This window comes from Candidatus Laterigemmans baculatus, from assembly GCF_010367455.1.
In the GTDB taxonomy this organism is placed as follows: Bacteria; Planctomycetota; Planctomycetia; order Pirellulales; family Pirellulaceae; genus Laterigemmans; species Laterigemmans baculatus.
This window is the reverse complement of record NZ_WRPR01000030.1, coordinates 1-18939: the sequence shown is the minus strand read 5'-3', so window position 1 is coordinate 18939 and position 18939 is coordinate 1. Positions and strand designations below refer to the sequence as shown.

Below are 18939 nucleotides of genomic sequence, written 5' to 3'. Positions count from 1 at the left end.
TGTCGGGGCGGGGGCCAACCACGAATGAGGCGAATCAGCCGAATGGATGTCAGTCGGAGAGGGACCGCAGACAACACGGAGAACGCGGATGGAGAATTCAGGAAAGTTAAGGGAGCGGGCTGCCGACGGTCCTTTAGCGGGGCTTTTGCCCCTTGCCCTCTTTGCCACTTGCGACCTAAGATCCCAGATTGCTTCCCCCCGGGTCCCGAGGCCATTCCTTGTACACGCCAAGGCGTGGTCCCTTGAGTTAGGAAATATGCGATGAAAGACGCCATTCACCCCCGTTACCAGGAAACGACCGTCAGTTGCGGTTGCGGCAACAGCTTCACCACTCGCAGCACTCAGCAAGAGCTGAAGATCGACATTTGCAGCGAGTGCCATCCGTTCTACACGGGCAAGCTGAAGTACGTGGATACCGCCGGTCGAATCGATAAGTTCCAGAAGAAGTTTGCCGCCGGCACCTACGCCAGCCTGGCGAAGAAGAAGGGCGGGGCGGCGAAGAAGAAGTAATTTTGGCACTGCCAGTTCTGCTGCGAACCGACGTCAGCCGCCGCGCCGCCGACCAGGCGTGCGGCGGCTGTTTTTTGTTCTCGACGGCCACGGCCGCCGACTGTTGCGCGCGTCCCTGCGGATCCATTGACCGATGAGCGAATCGATTCGCGATACCCTGGAAGGAAAGTTCGAACGGTTTGGCGAACTCGAGCGTCAGATGGCCGATCCGGTCATCCAAGGCGACGGCTCGCGGATGAGCGCGATTGCGCGGGAGCATGGGGGGCTGGTCAAGCTGGTCCACAAGTACTCCGAGTTCAAGAAGCTGAGCGGGGAAATTCGCGGCTGCGTCGAGATGGCCGAAGCGGCCGAGGATGCGGAGGAACGCGAGTTGGCCGAGGAGGAGTTGGTCGATCTGCGGTCCCGCCGCGAAAAGCTCTGGGATGAACTGCTGGCGATGACGATCGGCGGCGAGGACGCCCACCGGACCCGCTGCGTGATGGAGATTCGCGCCGGAACCGGAGGCGACGAGGCCGCTTTGTTTGCCCGCGACTTGTTCGAGATGTACCGCAAGCATTCGGAGCAGCGAGGCTGGAAGATCGAGATCCTCGACGCCAGCGCGACCGAGCTCGGCGGCTTCAAAGAAATCACCCTCGCCTTTACCGGCGAAGGGGTTTTTCGCGATCTGCAGTACGAGAGCGGAGGCCACCGCGTGCAGCGGGTTCCGGAAACCGAGACGCAGGGTCGGATTCACACCTCCGCGGCCACCGTGGCGGTGATGCCCGAGCCGGAGGATGTCGAAGTCGAACTCAAGCCGGACGATTACCGGCTGGACAAGTTTTGTGCTTCCGGCCCCGGCGGTCAGCACGTCAACAAAACCGAGTCGGCGGTGCGGCTGACGCACCACGAGACGGGAATCGTGGTCCAGTGCCAGGACGAGAAGAGCCAACACAAGAATTTGGCCAAGGCGCTGCGGGTTCTCAAGACGCGGATCTACGAGCTCAAGCGAAGTCAGGAAGATGCCAAGCGCGCCGAAGCACGCAAGACCTTGATCGGCTCGGGGGACCGCAGCCAGCGGATTCGCACCTACAATTATCCCCAAAACCGGTTGACCGATCACCGCATCAATTTGACGCTCTACAAATTGGATCAGATCCTGGCTGGAGATTTGGACGCTGTGACCGGAGCGCTGATCGAGTACGACCGCGACCAGCTCCGCAGCGACATGCACGAGGAATAGAAAGGATTGCGATGACGACCGGGCAGGCCGAGCCATGGACCGTGCTTCGATTGCTGGAGTGGACGACGCAGTTTTTTAAGAAGCGGGGTTTCGAGTCGCCACGGCTCGATGCGGAAGTCTTGCTGGCCGAAGCCCGGGGTTCGTCGCGGATCGATCTCTACACGGCTTTCAATCAGGAGCCGACTCCCGAGGTTCGGGAGGCGTTTCGGGAACTCGTTCGCCGTCGCGGCGAGGGAACTCCGGTCGCCTATCTCGTGGGCCACAAGGAGTTCTATTCGCTCGATCTGCGAGTCAGCGAAGCGACGTTGATTCCTCGTCCCGAAACCGAGCACGTGGTGATCGAAGCCCTCGATCAAGCCAAGGCATGGCGGGCGGCGGGCAGAGCCACCGAGCGGCCGCTGCGGATCGTCGATTGCTGTACCGGCAGCGGTGCGATCGCCGTCGCCATCGCCAAGAATTTGCCCGAGTGCGAAGTCACCGCGACCGATCTCTCGCCCGAAGCTCTGGAGATCGCCAGCTACAACATCCATCAGCACCAGCTCGATGACCGCGTCCGGGCGGTCGTTGGCGATCTGCTCGAGCCGATCCCCGCCGAGCCCGCGATCGACATCATCTGCAGCAATCCGCCGTACGTCAGCCAGAGCGAATACGACGCGCTTGCCGCCGAAGTCCGGGAGCACGAGCCGCAGATGGCGCTGCTCGCGGGACCGCGAGGGACCGAGGTGATCGAGCGGCTCGTTGCCGAAGCCGCGGTGCGGTTGGTTCCCGGTGGGCGGTTGATTCTCGAGCTCAGTCCGATGATCGCCGACGCCTCGCAGCAGCTCGTCGAACAGCACGGCGGCTACGAAGCGACGAAGTTCATCAAGGACCTGGCCGGCCACCGCCGAGTCCTCAGCACCACGCGAGCGGAGTGACCTCGCTGGACATATCAGCCGCAACGCGCTAGCATCCGGTTGTCACGGCGTTTTCGGGAACCGGGGGCTAGCGCCCGGCGGCTGATTTGATGTCGAGGCACTCAGCTCTGCGCGTCGACGTTGCCGACGCCTTCGGGGAGCGTGCCTTCGGCGACTTCGTTCTCCCACTCGTCCATCAGCGGCCAGCTCTCGGCGAGCGTGCCGAAATCGGCCATCGTCAGGTAGCCGCGGACGCGTTTGATCGTCCGCTCGAGCATCGCGTTGTCTTTTTCGAAGATCGGCCCGTGGCTGGGCAGCAACCAGCGGACGTCGCTGTCGCGGATCCGCTCGAGCGATTCGACGAACGCGCCGAGATCGCTGCCGTGGTGGGGATCGACTGCCCCGATGCAGCCGTCGCGATAGATGTTGTCGCCGCTCAGCAAGATGTCGCCGGTGCGGAAGGCGAGCTGGCTGTCGGTGTGCCCCGGGGTGTGCCAGACTTCCAGCTCGATCGAGCCGACGCGGAGGATGTCGCCGTCGACCACCGTCGTATCGATCTCCACCGGCGGCATCTCCAGGTCCAGCCCTTGCGGTTCGATCTCGGCGAGCGTCCGCAGGCGGTCGCCTGTCTGCAGGGGCGTGACGGCGTTCGGATGAGCCGTGATCGTCGTCCGCAGCAGTTGCTTGGCTTTGGCCAAACCTTGGATGTGATCGACGTCGGCGTGGGTGGCGACCAGCGTCTTGCAGTGGGCCAGCGGAAAATCGAGTTGCCGAATCAACTCGATGTAATCATCCACCGTCTCCTCGTAGCCGATGTCGATCAGGATCCACTCATCGCCATCGTAGATCAGGTAGACGTTGCAGCCGAGGACTTCTCCCGCCTGGAAATTCAGCTCGATGATGCCGGGAAATAAGGGTTTTCGGGTCAGCATAACGAAGCGTACTCCAAGCGGCGAAAAGGGGAGGGGATGGCTGGCTCTCGACGCGGGCTTTCCCCACCGGTGCTAAAACGTGAGCATAGGAAAAACGGGGCCCTTTCGGGAGGGGCAGCGGCGCGCGGACCCGGCGTTACCCTCGCCGAGCTTCGTTGCCGAGGATCGCGCGCAGCCCGTGGCGGTAGCTGGGAAACGCCAGCCGGCTGAGCAAATCGCGCTGCATCCGATGGGTCCAAATCCGCTTGTTCGAATCGCCCCGCGACGAAGCGGTCGGAGACGAAGCGGTGGGAGACGAAGCGGTGGGAGACGAAGCGGTGGAGGCGGTGAAGCGGACTGGGGGGCTGCCGCTCAGGCGAGCCATCTCCTGGTAGTACTCGGCTCGGACGACCGGGTGCCCGTCGGCGATCAGGTACAAGGGGGCCGGAGCCGGGTGAGCCCAGGCCCGCAGCACGCACTCGGCGGCATCGTCGATGTGGATCAGGTTCAAGAATCCCTCGCTCGCCGTCGCGATCGGCTCGCCGCGGCGGATCATGGCCAGCCGTGGAACGCGCCCCGGCCCGTACAGTCCCGCCATCCGCAACACGACCGTCGCCGCACGCGATTGCGGCGGGCGAACGCGCCGCAAAAGTTCCTCGGCCCGCAGATGCGCGGCCCCTCCTTCGCTCGCCGGATGGCAAGGCGAGCACTCGTCGACCCAGCGACCGTCGTGCTGGTGGAAGACGCCGGTCGAGCTGACGTAGCAGACGCGGCTCGCCGGGGAGATCACCTCGAGCGCCCCCCGCAGTCCCTCGACATACACCTCGTGCCGCGATTTTTTCGACCGCGGATCGTAACCCACCGAGACCAGCACGTGCGTGGCGGTTCGGGCCGTCGCGTGCAGTCCGCTGAGCGCGCGGCGATCGTTCCAGTCGCCCAGTTGGGGATCGATGCCCTCGGCGGCCAAGGCGCGGGCGCGGTCCGCGCTGCGGGTCAGGGCGGCTACCCGCCAGCCTTCGCAAATCAGCTTCCGGGCGACGCGAATGCCCAAGTATCCACAACCGAAGATCAACGCCGACTTCGCGGCAGGCGAAGTGTCGGAAGAAGCGTCATAGAGCGTCATGCCGGGCTCGGTTTGGCGATTCGATAGGAAACAAACCCGCCCCTGGACTCTCGCGGGTTGTCTACAATGATTTCAGTCGGTCTATAGGGAAAGCGGGCGGTCGGCAACCCGATGCGCTGCCCTCGCGTACTGTTCTGCTGGAAATGTTGAGCCGACTCTGCTAGCCCAAGTTATTTATCAGCCGCCACACGGCTAGCGTCCGGTTCTCACCGCGTTTTCGAGAACCGGGGGCTAGCGCCCGGCGGCTGATCACAAGTTACGGGGAGCGACCGGCGGGAGTGAGAATGCACGCAAAGAAAATGAGAGCGACGCGTGGGCCGCTGGTGCGCCTGCTGGTGCTTGGGCGAGTACTGGTGCTCGGGCTGTTGCTGGCTCCAGGGTCCTGGACCTGGGCTCAGGAATCGCCGCAGCCGAGCACGGCAGCGGGTCGGACGTTTGTCGCGGCTCCGGCCGAGCTGGAGCCAGTCCTCGATGGGGAAACCCCCGAATCGCTCGAACAGCTCTCGGCGATGGAGCAGCAGCAACGCCAAGTGGCACGCTTGGCGGCAGCCTGCACGGTCAGCGTCCAGATTGGGATCTCTCAAGGCTGCGGAGTGATCATCACTGGGGATGGCTACATCCTGACTGCCGCGCACGTGGCGATGCGGGCCGATCGTGATGTCACGATCACCTTGGCCGACGGTCGCGAAGTCGCTGGCCGGACGCTGGGGCTGAACCGCGAAGTCGATGCGGGATTGATCAAGCTCAAGAGCGACACCGACGACGGCAAACCGTGGCCGCACGCGACGCTCGGACAAAGCGCGGATCTCGAGCCGGGGATGTGGTGCGTGGCGATGGGACACCCGGGCGGTTATGAGCAGAGCCGCGGCGTCGTCGCTCGCGTCGGACGGATCTTGGCGGTTCGCCACGGAGCGATCGTGACCGACTGTGCGCTGATCGGTGGGGACAGCGGTGGCCCGCTGTTCAACCTCGAGGGGGAGTTGATCGGCGTCCACAGCCGCATCGGGAACGATGTTGCCGATAACCTCCACGTTCCGGTGGATCACTACGACCGCAGCTGGGATCGCTTAGTGACGGCCGAGGCCTGGGGGTTCCTGCCCGGCTTTCGTCCAGTGCTCGGCGTCCGCGGAGCTCCCGATACCACGGTCGCGGAGATTCAGGACGTGATTCCCGGTTCGCCAGCGGCCGCCGCGGGACTGAAGTCCGGCGACGTGATCGAGCGGTTTGGCGACGTGAACATTAGCGACTTCAATTCGCTTAAAGATGCGGTCGACGATACGATGCCCGGCGAACAGATCCGCCTGCGGCTGCGGCGTGGCGCGTCGGTGTTGCGAGTGATCTTGGAAATCGGCCGTGACCCCTCGTCCTGAGTCCTCAATGGAGTTGATCGTGATGCGACGTTCGCACCTGCTGGCTCTGGCATCGCTCGTGGCTGTGCTTGGAGTTGCTCCACCGCAGGCGGCAACCGCGCAGGATGCCAGTGACACGCAGTGGCTCCATGAGCGATTTGCGTTTCGCGTTTCGAATCGCCGCGATAACGGCGAGATGATGAAGCTGTTGCAGCCGGTCTGCGAATCGCCCGGCGCTGCGACCGTCCAGGTGTTCAGCGATGGCAAGCCCGTGGCGCTGGGAATCGTCGTCGGCTCCGACGGATTGGTGCTGACCAAGCGGAGCGAGCTCAGCGGCGATCCGATCCGGGTGCGGTTGCCCGACCAGCGGCTGGTCAACGCGCGGGTGGCGGCGGTTCGTCGAGAGGCCGATTTGGCGCTCCTCCAGGCGGATGCCGAAGGACTTGAAACCGCCAGTTTCTCGACCGTCGAACCGGAGGTGGGAAGCTTCTTGATCTCGGTCGGGCGGGGCGGTCGACCGATCGGGCTCGGCGTGGTCAGCGTCCGGCCGCGAGCGATCCATGCCTACGGACGTCTCGGCGTGCGGCTGGAGAATGACGAGCAAGGAAACGCGCGCGTCGATGTCGTCGTTCCGGCCAGCGGGGCTCACGATGCCGGAATTCAACCGGGCGACCAGATTCTGGCGGTCGACGGCCGAGAGGCCGATGGTCGCGACGAGGTGATCCAAGCGCTCCGCGATCGCTTTCCCGGCGAGAACGTGCACCTGACGATTTCGCGCGAGGGAGACAAGGTCGAGCTCGACGCGCAGATCCGCGAGTTCAGCCTGATGCTCGAGAGCGAGAATGACAGCCGCCTGAACGGTCCCCGCAGCAATCGCTTGAGCGGCTTTGAAAGCGTCCTGCAACACGACACGGTGCTCGATCCGGATCAGTGCGGAGGTCCAATCCTCGATTCGGCTGGCAAAGTGATCGGCGTCAATATCGCCCGCGCCGGCCGCGTCGTCTCCTACGCCCTTCCGGCTGCCCTGGTGGTCCCGCTGGTCGAAGAGATGGTCCAGGAAGTTCGCGGCAGCCAGAACTAGCGTCATCGTTTCGGCGTTGTATCAGCCGCCGGGCGCTAGCCCCCGGTTCCCAGAAACGCGGCTGGAACCGGACGCTAGCGCGTGGCGGCTGATATGTCACACAGCGTTCTTGAGTCGCGCAGGAATCCCCAGCCTCGTGCGAGTCTCTCGGGCTCGTGCTATCATGGCGGTCCCCAGTGGTTCCCGCCTTCCCTGCCCGAGAGAGGCACTATGCTGCGCACAATTGGCTACGGTTTTCTGTTCTCCTTGAGCGCGTCCTTGGCGATCCTCTCGACCGGCTGCAACCGAAGCGGCGGGGAGCGGCAGTACATCAGCGTCGGCACCGCTCCGGTCGGCGGCACGTTCTACACGGTCGGCGGGGCGGTGTGCGAAGTCGTCAATAACAACAGCGGCGACGCGGACTGGCGGGTCAACGCCGAGTCGACCGGCGGCTCGATGGAGAACATTCGGCTGCTCAGTCGCGGTCGGCTGCAGTTCGCGATGTCCAACTCGTCGATCACCTACTTCGCCGTCCGCGGGGAAGGGGATTGGGACCAGACGCACGAAGCCCGAGCCGTAATGACGCTCTTCCCGAACATTGCAATGTTCGTCACCGCTGCCGATTCGGGGATCGAGACGGTCGCGGATCTCAAGGGCAAACGGGTCTACATCGGTCCCGAAGGAGCCGGGTTCGAGTACTTCGTCGAACCGATCCTCGCCGCCCACGGACTGGCGCTCAGCGATCTCGAAGTCCGCTACGGCAGCCAACAAAACGCCGTCGATCTGCTCGGCGACGGAGCCGTTTCGGCAGCGATGATTGGCGGCGGCGTCCCCACGCCCGCGATCGCCCAATTGGCCCAGGCGATGGACCTGCGGTTGATTCCCTACGACGAGGCGGCCAAAGAGCAATTGATCCGCGAGTACCAGTTCTTTGAACCGGCGGTGATCCCGGGCGGCACCTACATGGGCATCGAGGAGGACTACCACGGGCTGAACGTCGGCTCGGCGCACCTCATCGCCCACGCCGACGTGGACGAGCAACTGGTCTACGACTTCGTCCGCATCGCCTACGAAAATCGCGAACAAATCGCCGAGCGGCATCGCGCAGCCAAAGCGATCACGCCTGAAAACGCCAGTCGCAATACCGGGACGCCGTTTCACCCCGGCGCCATCCGCTACTTCAAGGAAGCGGGCATCTGGAGTGAGGAGGCCGATGCGGAGGCTGCCCCAGCTGCCAGTGAAGGGGCCTCCAGTGAAGGGGCCTCCAGTGAAGGGGCCTCCAGCGACGCGCCCGAGTCCGCCCCAGCCGAAGCGGTAGCCGCTCCGGCTGGCGAGTAGTCTCCACAATCTTTTTTCGAAGGTTGCACCCGGTGACGACGCGTAACGAGTCGCGTGATGTTTCGGTGGACACGGCCGAGGCTTCGCTCCCTTCAGCGGCCGAGGCTTCGCCTCCTTCAGCGGCCGAGGCTTCGCCTCCTTCAGCGGCAGACAAGAGCCTCTTCGAACGCGGCTTGCACTATGTCGTGCTGAGTTTGGCGATCGTGCTCTCGCTGTACGTGTTGTTGGAAGTCAATTTTTCGACGATGTCGACGCTGGCTCAGCTCGCGCTCTTTGCCGCGATCGGGCTGCCGATTTGCTTTCTCTCCTATCCGCTGCACCCTCGTCTGCAGCACGTGACGGCGGTGCGGTGGCTCGATGTGGGGCTGGCGATCCTCTCGGTCGCCTGCTGTGGTTATCTCGTCGTGGTCGGATCGGAGCTCGGGCAACGCGCCGCCAATTACACGGAGCTCGACCAGTGGGTCGCCGGGGTGGGGCTGCTGTTGGTGTTGGAGGCGACGCGGCGGGCGATCGGGCTCGCATTGCCGCTGCTCGCGATCCTGTTCATCGTCTATGCCCACGAGTCGGTCGCGCGCGATTTGCCCGACTGGTTGTTTCCCCATGGCGGCCAGGACTGGGAAGCGATCTTTGGGCAGACCTACCTCCGCACCGAGGGGGTCTTCGGGACGGCGCTGAATGTGATGTTTCGCTATGTCTTCCTGTTCGTGCTGTTCGGCGCGTTTTTGGAAGCGAGCGGGGCGACGCAGTACATCATTTCGCTGGCGACCCGCCTGTTTGGCACCAAGTCGGGTGGCCCGGCCAAGGTTTCGGTGTTGGCCAGCGGCTTGATGGGCTCGCTCTCCGGAAGCGCGGTGGCCAACGCGGCTACGACCGGGACGTTTACGATTCCCTTGATGCGAAGCAGCGGGTTTAAACCTCATATCGCTGGGGCGGTAGAGGCCGCGGCTTCTTCCGGCGGGGCGCTGATGCCACCGGTGATGGGAGCCGGGGCGTATATGATGTTGGAGATCATCAATCGCAATCCGCCGGTCACCTATCTGGAGATTATGAAAGCCGCGCTAGTGCCGGCGGTTCTCTATTACCTGTCTCTATTTTTGCTAGTGCATTTTTATGCGCGGCGGGTGCACACGGTTTCCGCACAGCCGGCGACTCCCGTGGACCCTGAAGAGACGCGGATCTTGAGCTTTGAGGGGCTGACCTTTTTCGGTTCGCTCGGGGCGCTGATGGGACTGTTGATGGTCGGCTACTCGCCGTTCCGCGCGGTCACCTACGCGCTGGCACTGCTGGTAGTGATGATCCTGTTCAATCCGGCGATGCGAGTCGGCATCGCGACTCGGCTCGCCAGCTTGTTAGGAATCGTTGCGCTGTTAGTCGCAGCGCGATTCAACTTCACCATCTTCCACTTGGCCTCATCGCTGACCGTGGCCGTCAGCGGTCGGGAGCTGCCCTTTCCGATGTTGGGGAGTTGGGACGACGCGATCGTCGCGACGCTCGCCGAGGTTCTGATCGTGGGGCTGCTGATGCGAGCCTGGCGGGGAACGATCCTCGACGCGTTTCAAGCCACCTCGCGCAGCGGAATTGCACTGATCGTCGCTGCGTCGTGCGTCGGGATCGTGATCGGGCTGGTCTCCCGCACCGGGATCGGCACTGGAGTGCCGCAAGCGATCATCCCGCTGGCCGGCAACAGTCTGTTTTTGGCGCTAGTCGCGATCATGGTCTGCTCGATCATTCTCGGGATGGGACTCCCGTCGGCCGTCTCCTACCTGCTCTTGGCGACCGTGATCGGGCCGGTGTTTGCGGACCCTTCGTTGGGCGTGCCGATTCTCGCCGCCCACCTGTTCATCTTCTACTTTGGAATGATGGCGATGGTCACTCCTCCGGTGGCCTTGGCTGCTTATGCGACCGCTTCGATCGCCGGATCGAGTGTGATGCAGACCGGGCTGGCCTCGTTTCGCTTTGCGCTGGTCGGTTTCACGTTGCCTTATATGTTCGTCTATCGGCCGGAGCTGTTGCTGATGGCTGCCGACGGAGGTCCGCCGAATATTCTGAGAGTGCTAATGGCGATCACCGCAGCGGTTCTGGGGATTCTTGCACTCGCGGCGGGGATGGCCGGTTTCTATTTCCATCGTTTGGGATGGGGGATGCGGACTGCGCTGTTCATTGCCGCGGCGCTGGCGCTCTATCCAGGGCAGTTTGAGATGTCCGGCTACCATGTGCCGATTTCCGACATCGCCGGACTGTCGATCCTGGCGGTCGTGACCAGCCTCAGTTGGCGGCAGCGGGAGCGAAGAGCGACCGATACGCCGCCGGCGATCAGCCCTGCGTAACGCTACGGCAGATCGACTCTTTCGTCGCCGGCGATGGTGAGCATTTTGGCGAGGTTGGCCGGGTCGATCGTATCGGGGAAATACCGCACCGACGCATCACCCAGGAGGACTTGGATTCCGCCCGTGTGGCGGCTTCCCATCTGGCCGTCGGCTCCCGCGGCGAAGGCCCAGGTTAGATTCTGCCGCTCCAGGTCTTCCGGGGCGGCCCAGTGCACTCCTTGCTCTTCGACTTCCACCACCGCGATCGTGTTGCTCAGACCATCGGTAACATCGCGGAGGCTGACTGCCCGCTCGTAGGGGAACAGCGTCTCAGCCCCGGTCACGACCATGTAATTGGTCGCGGTCGAGCTAGGGTCGACCGACGATGGACACCGATAAACCGGGATCGAGGCGCTGAGCAGGGCGGCGTTCGCGGGGCTGTTCCACGGCTGCTGCGTGTCGAGTTGCCGGTACAGCGGTTCCTGGTTGAGGAACGGCAGAATCAGGACTCGCCAGCTGACCGTCGGGTTGCCCGCTGAGTCGGTCATGTAGGCCGGCGGGAACGTTCCATAGACGTCCGAATAGTTATGCAGGGCAAGCCCAATCTGCTTGAGGTTGTTCGAGCAACTCACCCGGCGGGCCGCTTCCCGTGAGGTCGTCACAGCAGGAAGCAGGAGGGCGACCAGCATTCCGCCGCAGACGAAGAGCACGAACCCGCCCGCACCGACCGCCAGCAGTGTAATCAGCAGCGAACTGCCTCGGCTGGCCGGCTTGGTTGGTTCGCTCAGCGGCTGCGACCAAGCGGGGACCGTGACCGGTTGTCCGCAGTGGGGGCAAGGCCCGGTTTGGCCGGCGTAGTTATCCGCAAAGTTGGTGCTTTTGCCGCAACGCGGGCAGGTAAAGAGGATGGACATACGCATGCTCCGCAGTGAAAGGCCGAGAGAAGGAACTAGGGATGGTTCGGAATCGACCCGTCGAGGTTGGCCAACCGCAGAAAGAAAACTGACAATAGCTGGACAGTGGTACTTTGGATCAGTTCGGAGCAGGACGACTTGCGGAATCATCGTTTAACGGCAAGCCGAAGGCGACTGCTTTTCAAAACACAGTCGCCTTCGGCTTGCCGTTAAACGACTTGGTAGCCAACTGCTGGACTCTGCTGACGTTATGGCAATTCAGCGTGAGAAAGTGGCGGTGTCCAGCTATGGTGCCCACCGCTTCAGCAAAGCGTGGGTGGGCCAATAGGCGCCGCCGAGAAGGATCGCCATTTGCGCCGCCATCCAGTAGGGCTGAGCGAGTGGAGGGCGAGGTGGATCGCCGAAGCCGAACACGAAGTTGAGGTTCTCCGCCGGATCGGTCGCATAGTAACAGGCGAGCAAAACGGCGAACGTGAGGATGCTGTAAAGGAGCAGGGCCCGGCAGTCGTAGCCGACTCGCCGCACGGCATAGACCAGCAGCGGCGGTAGGAAGACGTGGAACAACGACAACCCGCGGACAAACAGCGGAAGCTCGTCGTTGAACATGTATCCCGATTGCTCGAGCGGTCCGGAGTCGATCATCAGCCGCCCAAGAAATACAAACGTCCACGCCAGCTCAGGCAGCACGCCGCCGAGAGCCATCATGCTCAACAGCAAGCGACTCTCCGACCACAGCGCCACACAGGTGCCGAGCAGTGCGATGTCCGAGAGCCAGAGGAAATTGTGCAAACCCTGGACGCGAATCCAGACCGGCACCAACACCGCCACCCACAGCGTGCAGCCGAGTTTGATCGACAGCGGAAGCCGCTGCTCGCTGGCGGCGGAGGTGCCCAAGGGTGTGGTTATCGGAGGCTGGAGAGGTAAGCGATGATATCCGCCAGCTCCTGCTCGTTGAGCGCATCTTCCAAACCGGCGGGCATCAGCGACACGGTGCTTGCTTCGATCACCTCGATCTCATCCCGGGGAATCTGAAGCGGCTTTCCGGTCTGTTGTTGCACGGTCACCGCTTCGGCCGTCTGATCGACGACGATCCCGGTGAGCAGCCGTCCATCGACCGTAAGGACTTTGACCGGCTCGTAGTCCCGCACGATGCTGGCCGAGGGGAACACGGTCGATTCGAGCAGGGCGACGGTCGCCCGGTTCGCTCCGATCGTCGTCAAATCGGGACCGATCAGCTCGCCGCGGTTGCCCACGCGGTGGCAACTGCTGCACTTTGCTTTCTCGGAAAAGAAGAGTCGCTCACCTCGCTCAAGGTTTCCTTTGGCGACGAGCGGCAGCAGCGAGTCGAGCTTGGCAACCTTCTGCTCGTGGTCGGCTTCCAAGCGGTCGAGCAAGCGGTTCGCCTGCGGCAACAGCTCTTGGGGGAATTGTTTGATCGTGTCCGAAAAAGTCGTTGCCGCCAGTCCTCCGAATCCGCGGGAGCGTTCGATCGCTGTCAGAAATGCGCGGCCGGTCTCAACGTCGCGGGTCCGCGTGAACGGTGTCATCAGGTCGGCCAGCTGCATCGGACCCGCCTGTTCAAGCAACGGCAGCACGTCTTGGAGTTGTTCGCTGGTGAGCGAGGCGGAGGCGATCGTGCGGCTCGCCTGCGACGCTTCGGCAGGCGTGCCGGTCGGACCGAGCATCTCGAGCAACAGCGAGAACAGCTCGGGACTCAATTGGTTACCTCGCCCGGAGACCGCTTCGTAAGCCGCCACCCGCAGCTGACGCGAGAGCGACTCGTCACCGCCAATGGCGCGCAATTGCTCGTCAAAGCGATCCGTGCGAATCGCCCCGACAGCACCGATGGCCAGGGCAAGCGTCCGCGGATCGTTGTCGCTTTGAAGCAGCTGCCCGAGCGGCTTCTGCCACTCCGCCGGCAACTGGTCGAGGTTCGACTGAGCGATCGCCTGCAGCACGAATTGGGTCCGCTCGCTTTCCGGATCGGCGGCCGAGAGCATCTTGCCGAGCTGATCGATGACGCTCGGTTGGCGGATTAAGTTCGTGATCAGCCCTTCGATGACATCCGAGCGATCGGGCCGCTCAGCCGATGCGGTGAGCAGTTCGTTGAGTGTCGCGGCGGCCAATTCCGCCCACTCGGGACGACGCTGCAGGATCCGCAGCGCGGTTCGTCGCAACGACTCGGATTCGGCGTCGAGCAGCGACGTCACGAAGGCTCCGTCGAGCTGCCCGTGATCCATTTGATCGAGCGCGTTGAGAGCCCCCTCCACGCTGGCCGCTCGCTGCGAAAGTTCGCTCGGCTCGAGTCCTGCAAAAGCCTGGGCGGTCGCCTCAGCATCGTCGATCTCGATCAGCGCGTAGACCAGGGCGTGCCGCTCCGCTCGGTCGACCGCCTGCTCGAGCCCCTGGAGCAACGCGGGGACGGCTTCGGAACTGCCGATCCGGCCGAGCGCTTGAGCGGCGACGCGGCGGACCGCCGGCCGGTCATCCTGCTGCAGAGTAACGATCAGCTGGGGCAGAGCGGCGGCGTCGCGGTGGGTTGCCAGAGAGTGGCAGGCCGCTTGGCGAACCGTCGGCTCGGAATCGTCGACCGCAGCGCGGAGCGCGGCCAAGGCTTGGGAGCGAAGTTCAGACGGTGCGTCCTCCGCCGGCGCCTCCCGCTGCATCGACTCCCGCTGCATCGCCTCCGCTTGCACGATTCGGGACAGCGCCCACACGGCTGCCAGACGCGTTTGTGGCGAGCCGCTTTCGATCGCTGTCTGCAATGCTGGAAGAGCCGCAGCGCCACGGCCAGCCAGCTCGGCGGTCGCCCGCTCGCGAACGCGGAAGCGCGGGTCCCCTGTCCGCTCGAGGCATTGCTCGGGACTCAGCTGCGCCCACTCGATCTCGCTCCCCCAGGGATAATTCACGGCTGCCGCTCCCTCACGGCGGACGCGGTAGATCCCACCCAGGACGTCGGGCTTGGAGAACTGGGAAGTCGGACAGCCGCGATAGAACCAGCCCCCGGTGTCGATGACCAGCAGACTTCCGTCGGCGTCTTCGAGCACGTCGGTGGGATGGAAGTCGCGGTCGGAGCTGGACAGGAACGGACGCTGGATGGCCTGGTAGGTCGAACCCTGCGGCGCTAGCTCCACCTTCGCCACCTGCCCGGTGTTGAAGAACGTCGCGAAGAGGACATCTCTCCCTTCAAGATCGAACGAGTCGCTGCGGTACCGCATCATTCCCGAGACCGCGACATGCCCGAACGAATGGACCGGGCCGAGCAGATCACCCGTGACTTTCAGTTCTTCGAGCACTTGGCTGCGGTGGGGATAAGCACCGCCGTAGAGCCAGTGCACCAGGGCGTCGACTCGCGGGCGGGTGTAGAGAATGTTGACCGTTCCCAGCACATCGCCCGCTTCGGAGAAATCGACTTCGACCGGGTTGTCCATTCCGCCGCCGGCGTGAATTTGAACATCCGAACCGTCCGGACGGCAGGAGAAGATGTAGCTCCCGACTCGTTTGCTGGTGATCTCGCCCGCTTCGTTGCGGAATTCGTGGCCGTGGTAACCGTCGCACCAGTAGAGCCGTCCGTCGGGAGCCAGAAAGCAACCATGGATGCTCGCCGCGTTCCCGGTGAAGCCAAACTTGTCGACCAGGATCTCGCGTTTGTCGGCAACGCCGTCTCCGTCGCTGTCCTCCAGCCTCCAAATGTTCGGCGGCGAGGCGACGTACAAAGCACCCTCGTGCCAAGCCGCTCCCATCGGGAAGGTCATCTTGTCAGCGAACACTGTCGCATGATCGAACCGCCCGTCCCCGTCCCGATCCTCCAGCAGGCGGATCGAATTCGGCGTCTGGGCTTCGAGCGTGTCGGCGTCGAGATTCAGCCCCGCGCTCTCGCACACGAACAACCGCCCGCGGTCGTCGAAGCAGGCCATCGTGGGATGCTGGACGAGCGGAGGAGCAGCGACACGCTCGACGGTAAAGCCCTCGGGGACGGTGATCTCCGGCGTGCGAAGCTCAGCCGCCGCGAGCGGAACCGCAGTTCCCAAACCCATCAGCAGCGCGGAACCGCAGCGGGCGAGCAGCCGCCGAGCGGGAGTCTCGACACGACGCAGGAAGAACGATCCCAAGTGACTGCCGACGGATAGATGTGTCATGGCTCGCTAGCTGCCGCGAGGCGGAAGGTGGGGGAAATCGTGGGAGGGGAGCGTACTGATGTTAAACCGGTTCGCCCCCGCGTGCAGCATTCGAGCGGCGAATTACCGAACGTACGCGTCCCAGGCGCCGTACCGCTCGCGCACTTGGCCGCGGGGAAGCGACAGAAGGATTGCAGCGATCGCCAGCCCCGTCGCGGTCGCTGCATACCCAGTCGACGCCTCGTCGGTGAACCAGACGCCTCCCGCCACGATCAAGCCAATCAGCACATTCAGATAGCGCCCGATCCGCACGACCTCACCCATCGCGATCACCGCGACAGTCACGATCAAGGCCCCGCCCAAGTGGCCAATGTCGGCGGCGAGGCTCTGGATCCCGATTCCGAAAAAGGTCGGAGTCAGCATCAGGGCGACTCCCGCCAGCGTCGCTCCGCTCAGCGTCCAAGGAAAGCTCATGCCCCAGAGCGAGGCTTTGACGACGTTCCCCGGCTGCTCCGCAAACTCCACGAGCTCTGGCGACCGCTGATCCTCTTCGCAGCCCTCGGCGGTTCCCCCTTTCCAGAACAGCTTCCACCACGAGCCGCCGCGGTCGCCCCGGCGGTGGGCTTGCTTGACGTGCTGGAACATGGCGATCACCTCGTCGGCTTGCAGCGGAATCATCGGCAGCATGATCGCCGCGGCCAACAGGCAGAGGGCGCACCAGTGGTGGACCAGCACGGGCTGGGAAATGACCAGGATCACGTGGGCTAGCCCCAGCGGAATGACTAAGATTCCAAAAAAGGCCACCATCCAAGGCATCGTCCGCCACCGCGCGGAGCTGCCCATAAAACCCATTAAGAACTCAAACGTGTAGGAGATCGCTCCCAAGCCTCCGTCGGAGATCGGCCAGGAGTGAGACATGCTCGAATTGAGCACTTTTTTTGTCCCTTGGCTGAAGCCGACCAAGGGGTCCCAAACATAATCGATATATCCGAGCTGGAACGCGGCGAGATAGCGCGAGACCAGCCAGCCAGCAAACGCCAGCGAGATCATGATCCAACGCTGCGGCCAGCTCGAAGGATTGTAGGTCCAGCCGGGAGGCGAATCGGGACCCATCTGCATATACATGATCATGTTGGGCATGCCAGGGATGAGGATCGTCAGCGCGATGATCCAAGCCCCGATGATCGTGTCGTTCAGATAAGCTCCGGCGGTCGGTGCCCAAAACACGATCGGAGCGAGCGTCAACCAGACCCCGACGAAACAACAGCCCCAGAGGCTGACCGGTCGGTTCGGACGCAGCGAACGCCAGCCCAAGACGAGCAACACGAGCCCGCTCAGCACATCGCTGGCCGCCATCAACTGGGCCCGCAGCTCGGTGTGCGTCTGGTCGCTGAACCACACCCCGCGGCCGCCGCTTGGATCGACCCACAGCTCTTCGTTGAGGTATCCAAAGGTGAACGGCGACGAAATCAACCACACCGCCAAGAGGATCAGCGACCAGTAGATCCAAAGCGTCTTCTTGTGATGCATCCGCAGCATCTGGTGACGCTGCTCGTCGCTCATCGCGTGCCCACCATGCCCTCCGTGCCCCGACTGCTCGTGTCCCGAGTGCTCGTGCCCCGAGTGCTCGTGCCCCGACTGCTCGTGCCCCGAGTGCTCGCCGTGCTGCATCAGTTCCATCGGGCGCGTCACTCCTCGCTCACCCATTCCACCATGCGAGTGCTGTTCACCGTGGGAGTGCTGTTCAGCGTGGGAGTGCTGTCCAGCGTGGGAGTGCTGTCCAGCGTGGGAGTGCTGTCCAGCGTGGGAGTGCTGTCCAGCGTGGGAGTGCTGTCCAGCGTGGGATTCGTGTTCGTGAGCGGCTTCGGTGTGGGGGTGGTCCTCGCGGGACATTGAAAGTCCTCGGCGGGTTGGGGGAAGCGAGTGGGGAGCAGGATTCGGGCGCAGCAACTGGCATACCGCTTGGGTCCAGCGTGCGTCGGTCGGCGGTGGGAGTTATCTTGGGAGCTCTGCCGTTTTGCTCCGGCGTCGACTCGCTTTGCTCCTCTTCCTCGAACCATTGAAACGCTATGGCTCTCTCGCGACGCGCTCTTCTTCGTACCGCCAGCGCAGGCTTGGCGACCTGTGCCGCCCTGTCCGCCGCCCCGAGCGTCGGGGCTCAAGAGGCCGAGCAGGAATCGTCCGCTGCTGAGGGTAAGTTCAAGCTGGCCTACGCGCCGCACCCGGGGATGTTCCGCAACCTCGCCCGCCGCGAAGGGAAGGGGGAGGAAGCGATCCTCGACGAGATTGCTTTTGCCGCCGAAGCGGGCTTCACGGCGTGGGAAGATAACGGGCTGCCCAAACGCGAGCCGGCGCTGCAGGAGAAAATCGGTCAAGCGCTCCGCGACCACGACATGCAGATGGGGGTGTTTGTCGCCTATGCCAACTTCAACGAGCCGGTGTTTGCCCGTCCCTCGCTGGGCCGGCAAGAGGAAGTCCTCACCGCGATCCGCGAATCGGTCGACGTGGCGCGGCGGGTCGGTGCTCGCTGGGTCACCGTCGTTCCCGGTTCGATCGATCAACCGACGCCCGAAGAGGCGGCCGACAATCGCTACGGCGGACCCCGGTTGGCCGAGGGCTATCAAACGGCCAACGTGATCGAACTGCTCCGTCGGGCCAGCGAGATCCTCGAACCGCACGACCTGGTGATGGTGCTCGAACCGCTCAACTGGCACACCAACCACGGGGGCACGTTCCTCCGCGACAGCGATCAGGCCTATGCGATCTGCAAAGCGGTCGACAGCCCGTCGTGCAAAATCTTATTCGACATCTACCACCAGCAGATCACTGAAGGAAACCTGATCCCCAACATCGACCACTGCTGGGACGAGATCGCCTACTTCCAAGCGGGCGACAACCCCGGCCGCAAGGAGCCGGGCACCGGCGAGATCAACTACCGCAACGTGTTTGCCCACATCCACCGCAAAGGCTTCCGCGGCGTAATCGGAATGGAGCACGGCAACAGCCTATCGGGACCCGAAGGCGAGCGAGCCGTCATCGACGCCTACCGCGAAGCCGACGCCTTCCCCGCGTGACCGGGTCGCCATAGTCGCCTTTCGCTCCGCGAAAGTAGCGTTTGTCTGCGCAACTTTCGCGGAGCGAAAGGCGACTATGGAAAGTAGCGTTTGTCTGCGCAACTTTCGCGGAGCGAAAGGCGAC

Annotated in this window: 15 protein-coding genes; 9 read left to right on the top strand and 6 right to left on the bottom strand. The window is 63.6% G+C overall.

What is annotated here, in order from left to right:
* Positions 1-261: 261 nt before the first annotated feature.
* The 3 genes from rpmE (at position 262) to prmC (ending at position 2643) form a co-directional block, all read left to right on the top strand.
* Positions 262-510 (top strand): 50S ribosomal protein L31, encoded by a 249-nt coding sequence (gene rpmE / locus GNK13_RS06485; RefSeq protein ID WP_164101696.1) that lies wholly within the window; start codon positions 262-264, stop codon positions 508-510.
* Between the two features lie 133 nt (positions 511-643).
* Complete coding sequence (gene prfA / locus GNK13_RS06480; protein ID WP_164101695.1) at positions 644-1729, top strand: peptide chain release factor 1; 1086 nt, start codon at positions 644-646, stop codon at positions 1727-1729.
* A gap of 11 nt (positions 1730-1740) precedes the next feature.
* On the top strand, positions 1741-2643 hold the full coding sequence (gene prmC, locus GNK13_RS06475) for a peptide chain release factor N(5)-glutamine methyltransferase (RefSeq protein WP_164101694.1): 903 nt from the start codon (positions 1741-1743) through the stop codon (positions 2641-2643).
* 101 nt (positions 2644-2744) lie between these two features.
* Here prmC and GNK13_RS06470 read toward each other — a convergent pair whose 3' ends face one another.
* Both GNK13_RS06470 and GNK13_RS06465 read right to left on the bottom strand, forming a co-directional pair.
* Positions 2745-3554: an MBL fold metallo-hydrolase gene (locus GNK13_RS06470; protein ID WP_164101693.1), complete on the bottom strand. Its 810-nt coding sequence runs from the start codon at positions 3552-3554 to the stop codon at positions 2745-2747.
* A gap of 136 nt (positions 3555-3690) precedes the next feature.
* Positions 3691-4656 carry an NAD-dependent epimerase/dehydratase family protein gene (locus GNK13_RS06465; RefSeq protein WP_164101692.1) on the bottom strand — a complete coding sequence of 322 codons (966 nt, stop codon included), beginning with the start codon at positions 4654-4656 and terminating at the stop codon, positions 3691-3693.
* A gap of 284 nt (positions 4657-4940) precedes the next feature.
* On the opposite strand from GNK13_RS06465, the gene GNK13_RS06460 reads away from it, so the two are divergent.
* The 4 genes from GNK13_RS06460 to GNK13_RS06445 all read left to right on the top strand — a co-directional run bounded on the left by GNK13_RS06460 (position 4941) and on the right by GNK13_RS06445 (position 10730).
* Complete coding sequence (locus tag GNK13_RS06460; RefSeq protein WP_164101691.1) at positions 4941-6026, top strand: S1C family serine protease; 1086 nt, start codon at positions 4941-4943, stop codon at positions 6024-6026.
* Positions 6027-6048: 22 nt separating this feature from the next.
* On the top strand, positions 6049-7086 hold the full coding sequence (locus GNK13_RS06455; RefSeq protein WP_164101690.1) for a PDZ domain-containing protein: 1038 nt from the start codon (positions 6049-6051) through the stop codon (positions 7084-7086).
* 210 nt (positions 7087-7296) lie between these two features.
* On the top strand, positions 7297-8403 hold the full coding sequence (locus GNK13_RS06450; RefSeq protein WP_164101689.1) for a TAXI family TRAP transporter solute-binding subunit: 1107 nt from the start codon (positions 7297-7299) through the stop codon (positions 8401-8403).
* 32 nt (positions 8404-8435) lie between these two features.
* A complete protein-coding gene (locus tag GNK13_RS06445) occupies positions 8436-10730 on the top strand; it encodes a TRAP transporter permease (RefSeq protein ID WP_164101688.1) in 2295 nt (764 codons plus the stop codon).
* A gap of 2 nt (positions 10731-10732) precedes the next feature.
* Here the strand turns inward: GNK13_RS06445 and GNK13_RS06440 are convergent, their stop codons facing one another.
* From GNK13_RS06440 to GNK13_RS06425, 4 genes are all read right to left on the bottom strand, one after another.
* Positions 10733-11623: a DUF1559 domain-containing protein gene (locus tag GNK13_RS06440; RefSeq protein WP_164101687.1), complete on the bottom strand. Its 891-nt coding sequence runs from the start codon at positions 11621-11623 to the stop codon at positions 10733-10735.
* Between the two features lie 285 nt (positions 11624-11908).
* A complete protein-coding gene (locus GNK13_RS06435; protein ID WP_164101686.1) occupies positions 11909-12517 on the bottom strand; it encodes a membrane-associated protein in 609 nt (202 codons plus the stop codon).
* 8 nt (positions 12518-12525) lie between these two features.
* Entirely contained in the window at positions 12526-15762 is a 3237-nt protein-coding gene (locus GNK13_RS06430; protein WP_164101685.1) for a PVC-type heme-binding CxxCH protein, read from the bottom strand.
* Between the two features lie 102 nt (positions 15763-15864).
* Positions 15865-17421, bottom strand: coding sequence for a vitamin K epoxide reductase family protein (locus GNK13_RS06425; protein WP_235934852.1), 1557 nt, complete (start codon positions 17419-17421; stop codon positions 15865-15867).
* Between the two features lie 33 nt (positions 17422-17454).
* Between GNK13_RS06425 and GNK13_RS06420 the strand changes: the two genes are divergently transcribed.
* On the top strand, positions 17455-17637 hold the full coding sequence (locus GNK13_RS06420) for a hypothetical protein (RefSeq protein ID WP_164101683.1): 183 nt from the start codon (positions 17455-17457) through the stop codon (positions 17635-17637).
* Between the two features lie 173 nt (positions 17638-17810).
* A complete protein-coding gene (locus GNK13_RS06415; RefSeq protein WP_164101682.1) occupies positions 17811-18815 on the top strand; it encodes a hydroxypyruvate isomerase family protein in 1005 nt (334 codons plus the stop codon).
* Positions 18816-18939: the final 124 nt, after the last annotated feature.